Source organism: Hypericibacter terrae, assembly GCF_008728855.1.
Taxonomy (GTDB): domain Bacteria; phylum Pseudomonadota; class Alphaproteobacteria; order Dongiales; family Dongiaceae; genus Hypericibacter; species Hypericibacter terrae.
Map to the genome: position 1 here is coordinate 24,137 of NZ_CP042906.1, position 16,535 is coordinate 40,671.

A 16,535-nucleotide genomic window follows, 5' to 3' on the forward strand; every position below is an offset into this window, starting at 1 on the left:
TTCCCGGACTTTCCGGCTGTCGTTTCTTTGTTTGGTCGCATTTTCTATGGCGAACCGGCAGCCGCGTCGCCGGAAAATGTTCCAGGCTGGCCCTCAACTCGCGAATCACTTAGAGAGTGACCCCATGGCCGGTCGCGGGAAAAAGAAGGACAGCGGACGCAAAGCGAAGCGCAAGGGCGGGGAGTCCTGGCGCCAGCGTCATGGGTTGCTGCTGAGCTTCGCCAAATGGGGCCTGGTCGCGACCGTCTGGAGCTTCTTCCTCGGTCTCTGTTTCGTCGGCTGGCTCGCCTACGACCTCCCCGACGTCTCCCGCCTCAACGAGATCGACCACAAGCCCAGCGTCACGCTGCTGGCCGCCGACGGCACGATCCTCGCCTCCTATGGCGATCTCTACGGCAAGACGGTCACGCTCCAGGAGCTGCCGGGCTATCTGCCGCAGGCGGTGATCGCGACCGAGGACCGGCGCTTCTACAGCCATTTCGGTTTGGATCTGCGCGGTCTCGCGCGCGCGGTCTATGTGAATTTGCGCTCCGGCGCCTGGGTGCAGGGCGGCAGCACCATCACCCAGCAGCTCGCCAAGAACGTCTTCCTCACGCCCGCGCGCACCTTGCGGCGCAAGGGCCAGGAGGTGCTGCTCGCCCTGTGGCTCGAGCATAACTTCACCAAGGACCAGCTGCTCGAGCTCTATCTCAACCGCGTCTATTTCGGCGCCGGCACCTATGGCGTCGACGCTGCCGCGCGCCGCTATTTCGGGAAGCCCGCCGCCGAGGTGACGCGCTACGAGGCGGCGCTGCTGGCGGGCTTGCTCAAGGCGCCGTCGCGCTACAGCCCCTTCAACGATCGCGACCTGGCGCAGGCGCGCGCCAAGCTGGTGCTGAGCAACATGGTCGCGGCGGGTTATTTGACGCAAGACGAGTCCGATAAGGTCGCGGCCGAGGGCTTCGGCCACAACACGCCGGCGCGCAGCGGCCCGCTCGGCCAGTATTTCGCCGACTGGGTGCTCGACCAACTGCCGGGCTTCGTCGGCTATTCCGATCGCGATCTGGTGGTGACCACGACGCTGGATCCCGTGCTGCAGCGCCAGGCCGAGGCCAAGCTCACCGAGATCTTCATGAAGGACGGGCCGCCGCAGGATGCGAGCCAGGCGGCGCTGGTCTCGATGACGCCCGAGGGCGCGGTCAAGGCGATGGTGGGCGGGCTCGATTACGGCAACACCCAGTTCAACCGCGCCGTCCAGGCGCAGCGCCAGCCGGGCTCGGCTTTCAAGCCGTTCCTGTTCCTGACCGCCTTCGAGAACGGCTTCGATCCCGACAGCCATTTCACCGACGCGCCGATCTCGATCGGCAACTGGAAGCCGGACAATTACAACGACCGCTATTACGGCGACGTGACCCTGCGCGAGGCCTTCGCGCGCTCGCTCAACAGCGTGGCGGCGCAGCTGATCCAGCGCGTGGGACCGAAGCGCGTGGCGCAGACGGCGGAGCGCCTCGGCATCAACAGCAAGCTCACGGCCACGCCGAGCCTGGCGCTCGGCACCAGCGAGGTGAATCTCCTGGAGATGACGGGTGCTTACGCCGTCTTCGCCAATCGCGGCGAGGGCGTGTGGCCTTATGCGATCGCCGAGGTGCGCGACCGCGACGGCAACCTCCTCTATGCGCGCGAGGGCTCGGGGCCGGGGCGCATCGTGGCCCCGCGCTATGTGCTCGAGATGCAGGACATCATGTCGTCGGTGATCGAGTGGGGCACCGGCAAGGCGGCGCAGATCGGCCGGCCCGAGGCGGGCAAGACCGGCACCACGCAGGATTATCGCGATGCCTGGTTCATCGGCTACACCGCCGAGCTCGTCACCGGCGTCTGGGTCGGCAATGACGACGGTCATCCGATGAAGAAGGTTGCCGGCAGCGGCCTGCCGGTGAAGATCTGGCAGGGCTTCATGGCGGCGGCCCTCGACAAGGAACTGCCGCGACCCCTGCCTTGGCCCGGCGGCAACGAGCCCCTGGTCGCCGGCGTGCCCGACGGCACCGCCGCGACGGCAGCCGCCGACACGGCGCCCTCGGGAACGATCATCGCTCCCGATCCGGTGACGGCCGCCAAGGAAACCGGCAATGATTCCTTCGCCAACTTCATCGAGCGGCTGGTGAATCAGCGGGATAATAAGAAATGACGGTGTGGGTCCTCACGGCCGCGGCATAAGCTCCGCCGTCATCCCCGCGAAAGCGGGGACCCATGCCGATGCAACACACAAGCGAATCGATGGGCCCGCTGAATTTTCAAACGAAGTGCAACACCAGATTAGGGTGTTGCCATGGGAACAAAATACACTCAGCTCTCGGCCGAAGAGCGCGCCATCCTTGCCAGCCTTCAGGCCAAAGACCACTCGATCCGCCAGATCGCTGCAGCTCTGGATCGCCCAGCATCGACGATTTCTCGGGAGCTGAAGCGAAACACCGGCCGTCAGATCGGCTATCGGGCCGTCTACGCCCAGCAGCAGACCCGGGCCCGGCGCTGGCGAGGCTCGCGTCTGGAACGTGACGCCAAGTTGCGCCGGCAAGTCCTCGACGGCCTGAAGAAAGGCTGGTCGCCCGAGCAGGTCTGCGGCTGGCTCGAACGCCAGCAGGGCCGGCACGTCATCAGCCCGGAGAGCATCTACCGCTTCATCCAGGCCCAGATCACCCGCCACAAGGACTATCGCTGGCGCCATTACCTGCCCCGCGCCAAGAGCAAACGCGGCCGCCGCGGCCGCAAGGGCGGCAGCTCGGCCCTGCACATCCAAGATCGTGTTTCCATTGCAGAAAGACCCGCCGCCGTCGGGGACCGTTCGGTCGCCGGCAACTGGGAAGCCGATCTCATGATGTTCACCCGCTACGGCCAGGCCCTCCTCGCCTTGCATGAGCGATCCTCCCGCCTGCTCATCGTCGGCCGGTCCAACGGCAAGCATGCCGAGCCGATCGCCGACGCTATCGCCAGCTTGCTCGGGCCTCTGCCCCAATCCCTGCGCCAGACCATCACCTTCGACAATGGCACCGAGTTCGCCCGTCACTACGAGCTCCACCGCCTCGATATCCAGACCTTCTTCTGCGACCCCTATGCTCCCTGGCAGAAAGGGGGCGTCGAAAACGCCATCGGGCGATTGCGCCGCAACATCCCCAGAAAAACCAACCTCGACACCCTCACCACACGCCAACTCTCAAATCTGGTCCGCGCCTACAACAACACCCCGCGCAAATGCCTTGACTGGCACAGCCCCGCTGAAATCTTCTGCAGCCAAGTGTTGCACTTGGAGTGTGAATCCATCCCCCCGCTTTCGCGGGGGTGACGGTTATAGCGACTTCGCCGGCGCAAAGAGCCGCGGCTGTCACACTTCCTGCTTCTTCCACGGCCGCACGAGCGTCCAGTAGCTCACCGGCCCCGCGACGGCGCTCAGCGCCAGCGCGATCACCATCGGCATCTGGCTGCCGTCGGCGGCATGGCCGATGGCGGCGCCGACGAGGGCGGCGGTCGACATCTGGGTGAAGCCCAACAGCGCCGATGCCGCGCCGGCGGCGCGCGGATAGGGGCCGATGGCGCCCGCCATCGAGTTCGCCATCACCATGCCGACGCCGAAGAGATAGATCGTCGTGGGCGCCACGATCGCCATGACCGTGTCGACGCCCGCGAGCGCCAGCGCGACCAGCACGAGGCCGCCGACGAGCGCGATCGCGCCACCGGCCGCGATCATGCGATGGATGGTGGTCTTGCGCGCGAGCTTGCCGGCGAGCGTGGCGCCGGCGATATAGCCCGCCACCACCGCGGCGAAGCAATAGCCATAGTCGCTCGGCTCCAGCTTCATCATTCCCATCAGCACGAAGGAAGAGCCGGAGATGAAGCAGAAGATGCCGCTATAGCCGAAGGCCGAGGACAGCACATAGCCGACATAGCGGCGCTGACCCGCCAGCATCAGATAGGTCTCGAGAATGTTCGAGGGCCGCGTCGCCAGCGGGTTCCGGTCGTGATTGGTCTCGGGCAGCATGGTCGCAGCACCCAGGAGGCCGCCCAGGCCATAGATCACGAGGGCCGCGAAATTGGCGCGCCAACCGAAACAGGCCTGCAGATAGCCGCCGAGGATGGGTCCCAGCAGCGGCGCGATCGCCATCGCCGCGGCGAGATAGGAGAGCACGCGCGCCGCGCCCTCGCGTCCATAGACGTCGCGCACCACCGCGCGGCAGAGAACGGGACCGACGCAGGCGCCCAGCGCCTGCAGGAACCGTGCAGCGATCAGGAACTCGATCGAGGGCGCCAGCATGCAGGCGATGCTGGCCACGAGATAGATCGCCAGGCCCACCAGCAGCACGGGCTTGCGCCCGAAGCGGTCGGAAAGCGGGCCGTAGACGAGCTGCGAGGCCGCAAGCCCGATGAGGAAGATGCTGAGGGTGAGCTGGACATCGGCTTCGCTCGCCGAGAAATAGCTCATCAGGCTCGGCAGCGAGGGCAGATAGAGATCGGTCGAGATCGGCCCCAGCGCCACCAGCACGGTCAGCAGGACGATGACGGGAACGGAGTCGGCGCGACGCATGAGCGGGGAGGGAATTGGAAGAAGGAGGGAAGACAGGCTAAGCTCACTCTAGCGGTGCAAGACCGAATGGCAATCGCCGCTCTGCACAGGGGAGCCATGACGAAGAAACGGCCCGAGGACCAGACGCCCTTCATGTCCGCGCCCGACTATGGCCGCAGCCTGAAGGGCATGGGCATCAATCTGCTGGTGCGCGAGGTGCCGCGCGCGGTCGCGTTCGCCCAGGCGGTGCTGGGGGCCCGCCTCGTCTATGGCGATCCCGACTTCGCCGTGCTGCGCCATGGCACCGGCGACAATCAGGCCGAATGGATGCTCCATGCCGATCACACCTATGGCACGCATCCGCTGTTGAGCCTGACCGGCGACGGCGCGGTGCGCGGCGCCGGCGTCGAGCTGCGCCTGCATGGCTGCGATCCCGATGCGGCCGTCGCGCGCGCCGAGGCCGCCGGTCACTACGTCATGGCGAAAGCGGCCGACAAGCCGCATGGCTTGCGCGAGGCCTATATCGCCGATCCCGACGGCTATGTCTGGGTTCCCGATGTGCCGCTGCGCTAGTCCGCTCTTCAGGCCGTTGGCACCATGACCGAGGCTCCTCCGCTCGCACTCGAGCCGCCGCCGCGACCGCCACTGATCGCGCCCTTGATCGGTCTCTGGCTCGTCATGCTCGTCGGTGCCGGGTTGATCGGAGGCTATCTGTTGCCGCGCTGCATCGCGACCTTGCCGCCGGGCATCTCGATCGCCACCGTCTTTTTCATATCGCTCGCCGGCGCGATGGGTCGCCGGCGGGGGTTGAGTTGGCCTTGGCTGATCTCACTGGTACTGGTCTATGGCGTCCTGACCTGGTTCACGATTGCCTTCGCGATCCTCGCGGGCAATTTCATGGTCTCGGGGCTCTGCAAATTGTTCTGACGCGTTTCGGATTCGGTCAGGCGCGCGCCAGTCAAGCCGGCAGCGGATCCTCATAGGCGCGCTCGCCGTCGCTGCGGCCATAGCGATGCAGGTCGGGCCCATGCTCCGCCAGCCAGTCGCGCGCCTTGCGCGCATGGGGCGTGAGCTCGTCGACGAGGCGCCAGAAGCGCGGCTCGTGATTCATCTCGCGTAAGTGCGCCACTTCATGCGCGACCACATATTCGAGCACCCATTTGGGCGCCAGCACGAGCCGCCAGGAGAAGGCGAGCTCGGCCGAGGCCGAGCAGCTGGCCCAGCGCGTCTTGGGATCGCTGAGGCGGATGCGGCGAACCTTCTTGCCGATCATCGCGGCCTTGGCATGGGCGAACTCGGCGATCTCGCGGCGCGCCTCGAGCTTCAGCCAGTCCTCGACCCGGCGCGGCAGATGCTCGGGCTTGCCGGCGACATGGATCTCGCCTTCCTCGCACCAGACCACGCCGCGGGCCTTGGGGCGGTGGCGGATGCGGTGGGGCTGGCCCAGGAAGGGGACGACCTTGCCGGTCTCGAACGGCACCCCTTCGGGCAGCAATTCGACCCGTTCCCGGATCCAGGACCGGTGGGTCTGGGCGAAGCGGCGGCCCTCGTCATAGGTGGCCCGCGGCGGCAGCACCACGACGATGCGGCCGGCCGATTGGTCGAACCGGAGGATGATCCGGCGCGCCCGGGTATTGCGCTGATAAATCAGGGGAATTCGGCGGTCATCGAGAGTCATGACCTGTCCCTCGACCAGCCGTTTGACCTGCCGGCGGGGGCGGCGCGAAGCGGAATTGGAGCGGGCTTTGCGACGGGACATGTCATCGGTTATGCGGTCTTGAGGGACCCCTGCCAAGACCTCCCGTCGCGCGCTAGGACTTATTTCCTGTGGATATCTACCTTCGCCGCCTCGCGGGTCAGGAGTTCCTGCTTCACCCCTTGGCCCCAGCGGTAACCGGTCAGGCTGCCATCGGCGCCGCAGGCGCGGTGGCAGGGAATGACCACGGCCACGGGGTTCGTGGAGCAGGCCCGGCCGACGGCCCGGGCCGCGGTCGGCTGGCCCAGACGGCCGGCGATTTCGCCATAGGTGAGGGTCTCGCCCAACGGAATTCGGCGCAGCTCCTCCCAGACGCGCTGCTGGAACGCGGTGGCCTGGATATCGAGCGGGAGGTCGATATGGGGTGCCCGACCCTCCAAATGATCCAGAATCGCGGCCAAGGCGGTCGAGAGCGCCTGATTGTCCTTCCGAATCCGCCTCGCGGCGGGGAATTCCTCGTTCAGAGCCCCGATCAGGGGGGCATCGGCCTTCCCGATCGACACGAAACAGACCCCTTTACCGGTCGCAGCCACCAGAACCCGGCCCAACGGCGACGCGGCGGTCGCATAGGCGATGTCGGCGCCCTCGCCGCCCTTGGCATAGCTGGCGGGCGTCATGCCCAGCGCCTGGGGCGCCCGCTCATAAACCCGCGAGGCCGAGCCGAAGCCCGCGCCATAGGTGGCGGCCGCCACGCCGTCGCCCTGCTGCAGGCCGCTCTTGAGCCGGTTCACCCGGCAGGCATCGGCATATTGCCGCGGGCTCACCCCCATGGCCTGCTTGAACAGGCGCTGGAGATGCCAGGGGCTGACGGCGCAGGCGCGGCCCAGCTCGGCCAGGGTCACCGGGCCCGGATCACCGGCCTCGTCCTCCGCCGCCATCTTGCGCTCGATATAGCGGCAGGCGCGCTGGACGGCGTCCAAGCGATGGGAGCGGCCCGCGGCCGGCCGCGCCGGGGCGGACAGCTCGGACTCCAGGACCTCGGCGGGCCGGCGGGCGACCATGCTGGACTCTCTCATCGGGAACTCCTCGAGCCAAGATAGGGGTGGCAAGGCGCTACTCCTAGCCCGCCCGGCGGGAGGCCTCTATCCGATCCTTGCGAGGCCCGATCGCTAAGCTTTTCCTGAGGTTTTCGCCCGTTATAGTGCCGTCCCGCATGTCCAGCCCCGCCCTCGCTCTCGATCCCGCGCCGCGGCGTCTCCTGCCGCTGCTGCTGTTGCTTTTGCAGGGCACGGCCTGGGGCCTGACCTTTCCGACCTCGAAGATCGCGGTCGATCACGGCGTGGGGCCCGCAGGCTATGTGTTCTGGCAGACGCTGGGTGCCGGCAGCGTGCTGCTGCTGGTGGCCCTGATCCGGGGCCGCCTGCCGCGCTGGGATCGCCGTCATCTGGGATATTACGCCGTCTGCGGGCTTGTCGGCATCACGCTGCCCAACATGATTCTGCTGGTCGCGGTGGCGCATCTGCCGGCGAGCCTCACGGCGCTCATCGTGAACACGTCGCCGCTCGTCACCTTCGCGATCGTCCTGCTGCTGGGCATGGAGCGCTTTCTGTGGCGGCTCGCGGCCGGCCTCGTCATCGGCTTCCTCGGCGCGGCCCTTCTCGCGCTGCGCGGCACCAGCCTCGATGGTGGGGCGGCGCTGGGCTGGGTGCTGTTCGGATTCCTGGGCCCGGTCTGTTACGCCGGCGTGGCGATCTTCAATCAGCGTTGCCGGCCCCAGGGCAGCGATTCGCTGACGCTCGCCTGCGGCATGGTGATCCTGGGATTTGCCGGTGCGCTGCCCTTCGCGGCTTTGCGCGGCGAGATCGCGCCGCTCTGGCCCGTGGGTCCGGGCGAACTCGCCGTCATGATCCAGATCGCGGTTTCCTGCTTCGGCTATATCGTGCAGTTCGAAGTGATCCGCATGGCGGGCGCGGTCTATTTCAGCCAGGTCACCTATATCGTGGCGGTGACGGCGCTCACCTGGAGCTATCTGCTGCTGGACGAGGCGCTCAGCCCCATCGTCGGCCTGGCGGTGCTCTTGATCTTTGCCGGCCTCGTGCTGCTCAATTGGCAGGGACCTCGCGCCACGCGCCCGCCGGCCCCCGTCTCGGAAAGGACTCTCCCATGACCATGCCGCCCTTCCATCTCGCCTTCCCGGTCGCCGACCTCGATCGGACCCGCCATTTCTACGAGGGCATGCTGGGTTGCCGCGTCGGCCGCACCGATCCGCTCTGGATCGATTTCGATTTCTTCGGCCATCAGATCTCGGCGCATCTGCGCCCCGAGGAAACCGCGATGGCGCGCACCAACACGGTCGACGGCGACAATGTGCCGGTGCGCCATTTCGGCGCCATCCTCGACTGGGATGACTGGCACCGGCTCGCCGACAAGCTCAAGGGCAGCAAGGCCAGGTTCATCATCGAGCCGCATGTGCGCTTCAAGGGCGAGGTCGGCGAGCAGGCCACCTTCTTCATCCTCGACCCCAGCGGCAACGCGCTGGAGTTCAAGAGCTTCCGCGACATGAGCCGGGTGTTTGCGACCCAGCCGTAAGGCTGTCCCCGCGAAAGCGGGGATCCATCTTTCAATTGGATGTGGTCGCGCCAGGTTTTGCGAGACGGGTGTTCATGGATCCCCGCCGGAGTTTATCCTTGGGCCGGTCGTCGGCCGGACCCGGGGGCGGGGATGACGGCCTTCGGCCGTCACTTAATCCAATCCACAATGCGCTTTTCCGCGTCCTCGACGTCGTCTTCGCTGACGACCTTGTTGCGCACCGAGATGCCGGCCTTGTGGACGCTGTTGAGGTCGCCGGAGACCAGCGGGTGCCACCAGTGGAGATCCTTGCCCTCGTCGACGAGGCGATAAGCGCAGGTCGAGGGCAGCCAGTGCAGCTTGCCGATCATGCGCACGGTCAGCGCGATGCAGTCGGGCACCAGCGTCTTGCGCTTCGCATAGTTCTTGCAGCGGCAGCTCTTCGAATCGAGCTGGCGGCAGGCGACGTCGGTGAATTCGACGAGGCCGGTCTCGGTATCCTCGAACTTGACGGTGCAGCAGCGCCCGCAGCCGTCGCAGAGCGATTCCCATTCAGGCTTCGTCATCTCCTTCAGCGTCTTGGTCTTCCAGAAAGGCTCGGGTTCGCCCTTGCGCTTCCTGGCCGCGCGCTTCGCGGCGGCCTTAGGGGCGCCGCGCTTGGCCAGTTTCTTGCGGAGCTTGGCGAGAACCATCAGAGCTGCTTCGTCACGCCGGCGACGATGTCGTCGGCGCTGACGTCCTGTCCGAAGTGAGTGAGATAGCGCCCGTCGCGACCCATGAGATAGATCAGCGCGGAATGCATCACGTTATAGTCGGTGCCTCCGGCATCGGGCTTGTAATAGGCGCGGTAATCCTTGACCAGCCGATCGATCGCCGGCTTGTCGCCGGTGAGCGCCACGATGCGCGGATCGAAATTCGCGACGAAATCGCGCATCGCCGCGGGCGTGTCGCGGGCCGGATCGACGGTGATGAAGATCGGCACCACCTGGTCGGCCTTGTCGCCCAGCTTGCCCATGGCCTGCGTGATCTTCTGCAGATCGAGCGGGCAGATATCGGGGCAATGGGTGAAGCCGAAATAGACCAGCATCAGCTTGCCGCGGAATTCGGCGTCGCTGCGGGTCTGGCCGTTCTGGTCGGTGAGGGTGAAGCTGCCGCCCACGAGGGCCGTGCCCGAACCGCCTTCGCCCGGCGGGCCGGCCTCGCGGAAGGCCCAAAATACGGCGATCGCCGCGATCAGCAGCAAGGCGACGAGACTGGTGACGCGCGCAGCGAGGCTCTTGGGCATCGGCTCAATGAAAGGAACGGAGTCGGCTCATCGCCCCTTCACCGGCGAAGGCAGGCGATCGCGACCCGAAGAAATATGGGGCAGGGTCCGGCGGCAGGCAAGCAAGGCTTCCTGCCGCTCTCCAGGGTTTATTACAGCCGTAGCCCGAAGCGCCGCCGTTCTACCAGGGTGCGACCTTCAGTCCGTCGGGAATGACGGCGCCTTCGGTCTTGAGGCCGGCGGGGCCGATCGGCAGCCGCAAGGCGAGGCCCGCGACCGCCCAGTTCACCTCGACCGACAGCGGCCGCTTCGAGAGCGGTTGTTCGGCCGTGGCCGCGCCCAAGGCTCCTGGCTTGCCGGTCTCGACCACCGCCAGATAGCGCCGCTCGTCCCAATAGCTTCGCAGCTCGGTTGCCTTGGCGGGATCGCTCGCGGTCACCAGCAGGCGCGTCGCGATCTTGCCGTCGGTCGCGAGCGTCAGCAGCCCGACCACATGCGGGTCGGCCAGCTTCTGATCGGCCTCGTCGTCGGGCGGCACATAGAAGCCCGCGGCCCGCACGCTGCGGATCTGGTCGTCGTCGAGCGTGGCGAAGATCAGCGGCTCGGCCATGGTCTCGAACAGCAGCGTGCCGGAGGCCAGATCGTTGATCTGCCACCATTCGAGATCCTCGAGTCCGCGATCGATCCGCAGCAGGCAGTCGGGAAGGATTTGCGCCGCCGAGCCCTCGGCCTCGACGGTGTAGAGCGGCGTGCCGGAGGTGCCGGTCTTGGCGTCAAAGGCGTCGAGGCGGACGTGGCCTTCGCCTTCGGGCGAGTTGACATCCCATTTCCGCGTCAAATGCAGGCGCAGCAGCATGCGGTCGGCGTCGTGATCCTGACGGCAGGAGCTGAAATCCAGGATGGTGTTGTCGATGAGGCGGGAATCGCCATTGGCCGTGGCCTTGCTCGTCACCGAGATGCCGTCGGCCCAGGCCGGCAGCGAGCCCGCCCACAATCCCGAGAGTCCCAATGCCAGCATCAACGGTCGATAGGTCAGGCGCAGGCTGGTCATCGAAATCTTCCCCCGGAAATGTTGCGGCGATCAATCGGATGGCGATCAGACGGCGAAAGCGCCCCGAAGGGCGCTTTCCCGGCTCAATAGGGCGAGAGTGAATCCCGCAGCGGCTGCGCGTTCGGATTGGAGAAGCGTCGCTGGATCAGGATCGCATAGGGCGTGGCGCCGGTGCCGTAATAGGAGACGTTCCAGCTGTCGCGCTTGAGCACGCCCGCCCCTTCGAGCGAGAGGCCGCCGAACAGGCCGGAGGTCTTGGCGAAGCTGTAGACGTCGGCATCGAGATTGGTGGTCGTGCCGGCCTCGAGGCCCTTGCCCAGGGGGCCCGCCGCGATCGAGACGTCGCCGCCGAACTTCATCTGGTTGTCGATGACGGCGTCGAGCGCCTTCTCGCTCATGATGGTGAGCACGACTTCGGAGATCTCGCCGCCGATCTGCAGGCCGACGCTGCCGGCGGCCAGCGTATAGAAGGCCGGATAGCTCCAGCCCAGCTTGTCGTCGCGCACCAGCAGCACGCCAGAACCGCCTTCGGCGCCGATGATGAAACCGCCCTTGATCAGCGAGGGGAAGATGATGACCGCCTTGGCCTGCTTCACATAGCCCGGCAGCTCCGCGAATTCGGGGCTGGTGATGAGCTTGTCGAAGGTGATGCGGGCCTTGTCGATGATCTCCTGCTGGTCGGTCAGCGCCGCCGCAGGGCGCGCCATGGCACAGCCCAGGAAGACGAGGGCCAGTGCAGTCAACAGCGTGCGCATGCGAACCATAGAGAGTCTCCCGATTGTCGAGTCGCGGGTTGGAGGGGGAGCTTAAAGGAGCGGCGGATTTTGGCAATTCCGAGGCAGCCGCGCCGAGTCGCGAGGCCAAATCGCGGGCAATCGATGAGGAGAGAGCGATTTCGGTTGCTGTCCCTTCCCCCCTTGAGGGGGAAGGCTAGGAAGGGGGATGACGCGATGACTGAGCAGCCCCCTCCCTGACCCTCCCCCGCGAAGCGGGAGAGGAGACAACATTATTCACTATCGCATTCAGCCGCGATCCGCGATCACCGGCGGCTGGTTGACCGTCGCCACGCGCCAGCTGGCGGCCGAGGCGGTGTCGTCGCTCGAGGCCGACGCGCCGATATGGTCGATGCGGGTGAGGGAGCAGTTGTCGATGACGAAGCCCAGGGCGCGTTCGGGCTCGAGCCCGAGTGCCAGCGCAAGGGCCGCGCGAATGGTGCCGCCATGGGCGACCGCGATGATGTCGCGGCCCTGATGCGCGGCGGTCAGGCGTTCGACGGCGGTGCCGACGCGCGCGATCACCTCGACGAAGCTTTCACCCCCGGGCGGCGCCAGCTTGGCCGGCGCCAGCCAGAAGCGATGCCAGGCGCCGTCGCGCCGCGCCGCGAGCTCGTCATGGGTGAGTCCCTGCCAGTCGCCGAAATGCTGCTCCGCCAGCAGCGGCTCGACCAGCAAGGCCGGCATCGGTTTGCCGGCGGCGGCGAAGATCGCCGCCGCCGTCTGATGTGTCCGTGCGAGATGGCTCGCGATCCAGGCGGCATCGGTGGGGAGCAGGCGCGCGAGGCCGGCGAAGCTCGCCAGGTTGGCACAATTGGCCGGCACGTCGCTCTGGCCATAGATGCGTCCGCCATGGGAGGTCACCGGCGCATGCCGGATCCACCACCAGCGCGTGATCGGAACGGTCATCGGTCTCTGCCCCTGCTCAAACCACGGCGGCGGCGACGGCGAGGACGGCGATCTCCGAGAGCTGCTCGATCGCGCCGAGGGTGTCGCCGGTATAGCCGCCGATGAGCCGCTTGCCGAGCCGGGCCATCGCCCAGGCCAGGATCAGCGTCGCGACCAATGCCACCGCCGCGACCACCGGTCCCAACGCGATCCAGGCGATGACCGCGGCGATCGCGAGCGCGACCAGCGCGTCGCCTTCGGCGGGTTTGCCGGCGCCGGCCGCGAGCCCGCCGCTCTTGGCAGGCATGCCGCGGGCCATCACCAGCGCCATGCCGGCGCGGGCGAGCGCATGGGCGGCGATCAGCGCGGCGATGCCGTGGGCCGTCGGCAGGCCTGCCAGCAGCGCGGCGCGCGCCATGACCGAGACGATGAGCGCCAGCACGCCATAGCTGCCGATGCGGCTGTCCGACATGATGGCGAGGCGTTGCTCGCGGTCATGGCCGCCGGCCAGCCCGTCGGCGCTGTCGGCCAATCCGTCCTCGTGCAGCGCGCCGGTCAGGAGACCGGTCGCGACGATGGCGAAGAGAGCGGCGCCCAGGGGCGGCAGGCCGAGCTTCAGCCCCAGCGCATAGACCAAGCCGCCGCCGAGACCGACCACCACGCCCACCAGCGGGAAGCAGCGCACGGCCGCCGCCAGCGGCCGCGGGGCGATGTCACCTCGAATCGGCAGGCGGGTGAGGAAGGCCAGGGCCAGCCGCAGATCCTCGAACCAGGCCATCGGATTCCAGATCGACGCACCCGGCGCCCGAATCGGATCGGGCCCGGAGTCGGGCGGTGGCACGGGTTCGTTCGGGGCGGCGGGATCGGGCATGGAGAATGTGTGAGGTTTTTCCGGCTGGCGCGGATGCGGGGGTTATAGGACAGTTGCCGCCCCCGACGCAAAGCGCCCGGACGTGGGAACCGATCCGGGAGTCGCGCCGGGGCCAATCCGCATCGCCCCGCCACCAGTTTCGTCCGCCGCTTCACGCTGTCCTCGCGGGGCGCCGCTCAACCCGACCCCGCAAACGATCCCGCCTCGAGGTGTCTCATGCAGAACCCGCCCGCGAACGACCGACCCGCCGCCAGCTTCGCCGAGATCCGCGCGGTGATCGCGCAATGGCCGGGTCCGGATCAGGCCTCGGGCACACTCGCCACGGCGCGCGAAGGGCAGCTCACCAAGCCGCCGGGCGCGCTCGGCCGGCTGGAAGAGATCACGCAGTGGCTCTGCGAATGGCAGGGCCGTCATCCGCCGCAGCTCGATCGTCCGCGCGTCGCGGTCTTCGCCGGCAATCACGGTGTCGCCGCGCGCGGCGTCTCGGCCTTTCCGGCCGCGGTCACCAAGCAGATGGTGGCGAACTTCGTCGCCGGCGGCGCCGCGGTCAATCAGCTCTGCCGGGCCGTCGATGCGGAGCTGCGGGTCTATGAGATGGCGCTCGACGAGCCGACCCAGGATTTCTCCCGTGCCGCTGCGCTGAGCGAGGAGGAATGCGCGCATGCGATGAGCTACGGCATGATGGCGGTCGAGCCCGGCATCGATCTTCTCTGCCTGGGCGAGATGGGCATCGCCAACACCACCAGCGCCTCGGCGCTGGCGGCGGCGGTCGTCGGCGGCAACGGCCGCGACTGGGCGGGCCCCGGCACCGGCGTCGCGGGCTCGGCGCTCGAGAACAAGATCGCGGTGATCGACGAGGCGCTGAAGCTCCATCGCGCGCATTTCAAGGATCCGCTCGAGATCCTGCGGCGGCTCGGCGGGCGCGAGCTGGCGGCGATCGCGGGCGCCGTGATCGCGGCGCGCCTCGCGCGCGTGCCGGTGCTGCTCGACGGCTTCGCCTGCACGGTGGCGGCCGCGGTGTTGCGCGGGATCGATCCGCGCGCCCTCGATCATTGCATGGTGGCGCATGTCTCGGCCGAGCCCGGCCATAAGCGGCTCCTGGAAGCGATCGGCAAGCGGGCGCTGGTCGATCTCGGCATGAGGCTGGGCGAAGGCTCGGGCGCGGCGCTGGCGATCGGCATCCTCAGGGCCGCGGTGGCCTGCCATACCGGCATGGCGACCTTCGCCGAGGCGGGCGTCAGCGGGAAGGACGGGTGATTCCTATGTCCACGCTCACACATTCTTCCCCTCCCCCCTTGAGGGGGAGGGTCAGGGAGGGGGAAGTCTCGGTCGAAGATACCGCGCATGAGCAGTGCAGCTCCCGTTTCACCGACCGAGCAGCCCCCTCCCTCGCCCTCCCCCGTTCCGGGGGAGGGGATAAAAAGTAAGAGAGGGCCGTTGGTCGACAGCGACATCGACGCCGATAGCTGTAACCGTCGCTTGCTATGACCAAGCCGCGCCCGGCATCCGCGTCCGAGCTGCGCCGCTTTCTGCTCGACCGGCAGGGGCTGTGGGGCGCGTTCTGGCCCGGGGCCCAGGCGCCGGCGCGCGCGGTCGATCTCGCCATGTGGCAGATCGATTCGATCCGCATCACGGGGCTGCGCAACCAGGAGATCGCCTGGGCCGCGCGCAGCGCCTCGGCGCCGTCGCACTTCTACGATCTGCTCTATGGCCAGAGCGCCCTGGTCGAGACCCATTACCCGATCTTCGCCACCCGGCGCGACTGGCTCGCCCATATCTCGGAGAGCCTCGCCGATCCCGCCACCCTGCGCAGCCCCGTCACCCGGCGGCTCAAGAAGGTGATGCAGGAGGTCGAGGATCATATCCGCGCCAACGGGCCGACGGGCCCGGGCAGCTTCAAGAGCCGGCGCATCGTCGGCGGCTTCAACACCATCAAGGAGACCACCCGCGCGCTCGAGGTCATGTTCGCGCAGCGCAAGCTGGTGGTGGCGGGCCGCGACAAGAATTTCCAGCGCCTGTTCGACCTGACCGAGCGCCGCCTGCCGGAACTCGTCGCCCCGCCCTCGCCGCGCGCCAAGGACTGGCGCAAGGGCTATGACGATTTCCTGATCCGCTCGGCCCTCCATGTGCTGAAGCTCGCCACGACCGAGCAGATCGCGCAGCGCACCCATCATCATTACGGGCCCTGGCGGCCCGGCGGCGGCATCAAGCGCTGGCGCGAGCATGTGGCGCATGCGCTCGAGAGCGGCGTCGCCATCCCGGTGCAGGCGACCGACCTGCCGGACCAGCCGGTCTATTGGTATCTGCCCGAAGACGAGGCCGGCTGGAACGCGCCCGTCGCGAACGACGCGCCGACACGGCTCCTCGCGCCGCTCGACCACCTGCTCTACAGCCGCCCGCGCGCGAAGGAACTCTTCGATCTCGACTACAAGTTCGAGGCCTACACGCCGGCCCATAAGCGGCGCTTCTATTTCGCGCTGCCGGTGCTCCAGGGCGAGCGGGCCGTGGGCATGGTCGACGGCAAGCTCGACGGCAAGACCTGGTGGCTGCGCCGGCTCGAGCTCGCCGAGGACGCCGATGCCGAGCAGCTGGGATTCGCCATCCGCCGCTTCGCGGCGCTGGCCGGCGCCGAGCAGGTCGGCGTGCGCGCGCGGGTGCCGCAGCGGGTCAAGGATGCGATCAAGGGGAAGGTGAAGTAGGGGGCGATCATTCGAGATCGCCCTTGCAATGATCCCCCCACTGAGAAACCGCCCTCAATCGTCATCCCCGCGAAAGCGGGGACCCAACTCTCAACCGACGCCGCTGGATCGACATGGGTCCCCGCTTTCGCGGGGGTGACAAAAGAGGTGCGGTGATGACAGTAAATGGCGAGGAGCGGCGGCCAATAAAAGTG

At 67.5% G+C, this 16,535-nt stretch carries 17 protein-coding genes; 8 read left to right on the forward strand and 9 right to left on the reverse strand.

The annotated features are described in order from the left end of the window. The first annotated feature begins 124 nt into the window (after nucleotides 1–124). Nucleotides 125–2,164 (forward strand): transglycosylase domain-containing protein, encoded by a 2,040-nt coding sequence (locus tag FRZ44_RS00100; protein ID WP_191908325.1) that lies wholly within the window; start codon nucleotides 125–127, stop codon nucleotides 2,162–2,164. Nucleotides 2,165–2,305: 141 nt separating this feature from the next. Next, a complete protein-coding gene (locus FRZ44_RS00105; protein ID WP_151175267.1) occupies nucleotides 2,306–3,316 on the forward strand; it encodes an IS30 family transposase in 1,011 nt (336 codons plus the stop codon). Between the two features lie 39 nt (nucleotides 3,317–3,355). Here the strand turns inward: FRZ44_RS00105 and FRZ44_RS00110 are convergent, their stop codons facing one another. Beyond that, nucleotides 3,356–4,552 carry a multidrug effflux MFS transporter gene (locus FRZ44_RS00110; RefSeq protein WP_151175268.1) on the reverse strand — a complete coding sequence of 399 codons (1,197 nt, stop codon included), beginning with the start codon at nucleotides 4,550–4,552 and terminating at the stop codon, nucleotides 3,356–3,358. 96 nt (nucleotides 4,553–4,648) lie between these two features. Here FRZ44_RS00110 and FRZ44_RS00115 point away from each other — a divergent pair, with 96 nt between their 5' ends. Both FRZ44_RS00115 and FRZ44_RS00120 read left to right on the forward strand, forming a co-directional pair. Then, on the forward strand, nucleotides 4,649–5,104 hold the full coding sequence (locus tag FRZ44_RS00115) for a VOC family protein (protein WP_151175269.1): 456 nt from the start codon (nucleotides 4,649–4,651) through the stop codon (nucleotides 5,102–5,104). Nucleotides 5,105–5,128: 24 nt separating this feature from the next. Continuing rightward, the gene (locus FRZ44_RS00120) at nucleotides 5,129–5,458 is read left to right on the forward strand and encodes a hypothetical protein (RefSeq protein ID WP_151175270.1); all 330 of its coding nucleotides are present in this window, start codon (nucleotides 5,129–5,131) and stop codon (nucleotides 5,456–5,458) included. A 31-nt stretch (nucleotides 5,459–5,489) separates the two neighbouring features. Here the strand turns inward: FRZ44_RS00120 and FRZ44_RS00125 are convergent, their stop codons facing one another. Next, complete coding sequence (locus tag FRZ44_RS00125) at nucleotides 5,490–6,209, reverse strand: M48 family metallopeptidase (protein WP_191908326.1); 720 nt, start codon at nucleotides 6,207–6,209, stop codon at nucleotides 5,490–5,492. A 140-nt stretch (nucleotides 6,210–6,349) separates the two neighbouring features. Then, nucleotides 6,350–7,303: a methylated-DNA--[protein]-cysteine S-methyltransferase gene (locus tag FRZ44_RS00130; RefSeq protein WP_151175271.1), complete on the reverse strand. Its 954-nt coding sequence runs from the start codon at nucleotides 7,301–7,303 to the stop codon at nucleotides 6,350–6,352. 137 nt (nucleotides 7,304–7,440) lie between these two features. Between FRZ44_RS00130 and FRZ44_RS00135 the strand changes: the two genes are divergently transcribed. After that, the gene (locus tag FRZ44_RS00135; RefSeq protein WP_151175272.1) at nucleotides 7,441–8,394 is read left to right on the forward strand and encodes a DMT family transporter; all 954 of its coding nucleotides are present in this window, start codon (nucleotides 7,441–7,443) and stop codon (nucleotides 8,392–8,394) included. Beyond that, nucleotides 8,391–8,816 (forward strand): VOC family protein, encoded by a 426-nt coding sequence (locus FRZ44_RS00140; protein ID WP_151175273.1) that lies wholly within the window; start codon nucleotides 8,391–8,393, stop codon nucleotides 8,814–8,816. Before FRZ44_RS00135 ends, FRZ44_RS00140 begins: the two co-directional genes overlap by 4 nt. Before the next feature lie 149 nt (nucleotides 8,817–8,965). Here FRZ44_RS00140 and FRZ44_RS00145 read toward each other — a convergent pair whose 3' ends face one another. From FRZ44_RS00145 to cobS, 6 genes are all read right to left on the reverse strand, one after another. Continuing rightward, complete coding sequence (locus tag FRZ44_RS00145) at nucleotides 8,966–9,487, reverse strand: YcgN family cysteine cluster protein (RefSeq protein ID WP_151175274.1); 522 nt, start codon at nucleotides 9,485–9,487, stop codon at nucleotides 8,966–8,968. Further along, nucleotides 9,487–10,080: an SCO family protein gene (locus tag FRZ44_RS00150; protein ID WP_151175275.1), complete on the reverse strand. Its 594-nt coding sequence runs from the start codon at nucleotides 10,078–10,080 to the stop codon at nucleotides 9,487–9,489. The genes FRZ44_RS00145 and FRZ44_RS00150 overlap by 1 nt, the downstream gene beginning before the upstream one ends. Before the next feature lie 160 nt (nucleotides 10,081–10,240). Beyond that, nucleotides 10,241–11,110 (reverse strand): hypothetical protein, encoded by an 870-nt coding sequence (locus FRZ44_RS00155; RefSeq protein WP_151175276.1) that lies wholly within the window; start codon nucleotides 11,108–11,110, stop codon nucleotides 10,241–10,243. Nucleotides 11,111–11,193: 83 nt separating this feature from the next. Further along, on the reverse strand, nucleotides 11,194–11,874 hold the full coding sequence (locus FRZ44_RS00160) for a lipid-binding SYLF domain-containing protein (protein WP_151175277.1): 681 nt from the start codon (nucleotides 11,872–11,874) through the stop codon (nucleotides 11,194–11,196). A gap of 258 nt (nucleotides 11,875–12,132) precedes the next feature. Further along, nucleotides 12,133–12,792, reverse strand: a complete 660-nt coding sequence (locus FRZ44_RS00165) for a histidine phosphatase family protein (protein ID WP_151175278.1) — start codon at nucleotides 12,790–12,792, stop codon at nucleotides 12,133–12,135. 16 nt (nucleotides 12,793–12,808) lie between these two features. Further along, nucleotides 12,809–13,549 (reverse strand): adenosylcobinamide-GDP ribazoletransferase, encoded by a 741-nt coding sequence (gene cobS, locus FRZ44_RS00170; protein WP_151175279.1) that lies wholly within the window; start codon nucleotides 13,547–13,549, stop codon nucleotides 12,809–12,811. Between the two features lie 309 nt (nucleotides 13,550–13,858). Between cobS and cobT the strand changes: the two genes are divergently transcribed. After that, nucleotides 13,859–14,899 carry a nicotinate-nucleotide--dimethylbenzimidazole phosphoribosyltransferase gene (cobT, locus tag FRZ44_RS00175; RefSeq protein ID WP_151175280.1) on the forward strand — a complete coding sequence of 347 codons (1,041 nt, stop codon included), beginning with the start codon at nucleotides 13,859–13,861 and terminating at the stop codon, nucleotides 14,897–14,899. A 227-nt stretch (nucleotides 14,900–15,126) separates the two neighbouring features. Further along, the gene (locus tag FRZ44_RS00180; protein WP_151175281.1) at nucleotides 15,127–16,341 is read left to right on the forward strand and encodes a DNA glycosylase AlkZ-like family protein; all 1,215 of its coding nucleotides are present in this window, start codon (nucleotides 15,127–15,129) and stop codon (nucleotides 16,339–16,341) included. Nucleotides 16,342–16,535 lie beyond the last annotated feature (194 nt).

Coding starts and splice junctions, on each gene's coding strand:
- FRZ44_RS00100 (WP_191908325.1), top strand. CDS start 125: ATGGCCGGTCGCGGGAAAAAGAAGGACAGCGGACGCAAAGCGAAGCGC.
- FRZ44_RS00105 (WP_151175267.1), top strand. CDS start 2,306: ATGGGAACAAAATACACTCAGCTCTCGGCCGAAGAGCGCGCCATCCTT.
- FRZ44_RS00110 (WP_151175268.1), bottom strand. CDS start 4,552: ATGCGTCGCGCCGACTCCGTTCCCGTCATCGTCCTGCTGACCGTGCTG.
- FRZ44_RS00115 (WP_151175269.1), top strand. CDS start 4,649: ATGACGAAGAAACGGCCCGAGGACCAGACGCCCTTCATGTCCGCGCCC.
- FRZ44_RS00120 (WP_151175270.1), top strand. CDS start 5,129: ATGACCGAGGCTCCTCCGCTCGCACTCGAGCCGCCGCCGCGACCGCCA.
- FRZ44_RS00125 (WP_191908326.1), bottom strand. CDS start 6,209: ATGACTCTCGATGACCGCCGAATTCCCCTGATTTATCAGCGCAATACC.
- FRZ44_RS00130 (WP_151175271.1), bottom strand. CDS start 7,303: ATGAGAGAGTCCAGCATGGTCGCCCGCCGGCCCGCCGAGGTCCTGGAG.
- FRZ44_RS00135 (WP_151175272.1), top strand. CDS start 7,441: ATGTCCAGCCCCGCCCTCGCTCTCGATCCCGCGCCGCGGCGTCTCCTG.
- FRZ44_RS00140 (WP_151175273.1), top strand. CDS start 8,391: ATGACCATGCCGCCCTTCCATCTCGCCTTCCCGGTCGCCGACCTCGAT.
- FRZ44_RS00145 (WP_151175274.1), bottom strand. CDS start 9,487: ATGGTTCTCGCCAAGCTCCGCAAGAAACTGGCCAAGCGCGGCGCCCCT.
- FRZ44_RS00150 (WP_151175275.1), bottom strand. CDS start 10,080: ATGCCCAAGAGCCTCGCTGCGCGCGTCACCAGTCTCGTCGCCTTGCTG.
- FRZ44_RS00155 (WP_151175276.1), bottom strand. CDS start 11,110: ATGACCAGCCTGCGCCTGACCTATCGACCGTTGATGCTGGCATTGGGA.
- FRZ44_RS00160 (WP_151175277.1), bottom strand. CDS start 11,874: ATGGTTCGCATGCGCACGCTGTTGACTGCACTGGCCCTCGTCTTCCTG.
- FRZ44_RS00165 (WP_151175278.1), bottom strand. CDS start 12,792: ATGACCGTTCCGATCACGCGCTGGTGGTGGATCCGGCATGCGCCGGTG.
- cobS (WP_151175279.1), bottom strand. CDS start 13,549: ATGGCCTGGTTCGAGGATCTGCGGCTGGCCCTGGCCTTCCTCACCCGC.
- cobT (WP_151175280.1), top strand. CDS start 13,859: ATGCAGAACCCGCCCGCGAACGACCGACCCGCCGCCAGCTTCGCCGAG.
- FRZ44_RS00180 (WP_151175281.1), top strand. CDS start 15,127: ATGACCAAGCCGCGCCCGGCATCCGCGTCCGAGCTGCGCCGCTTTCTG.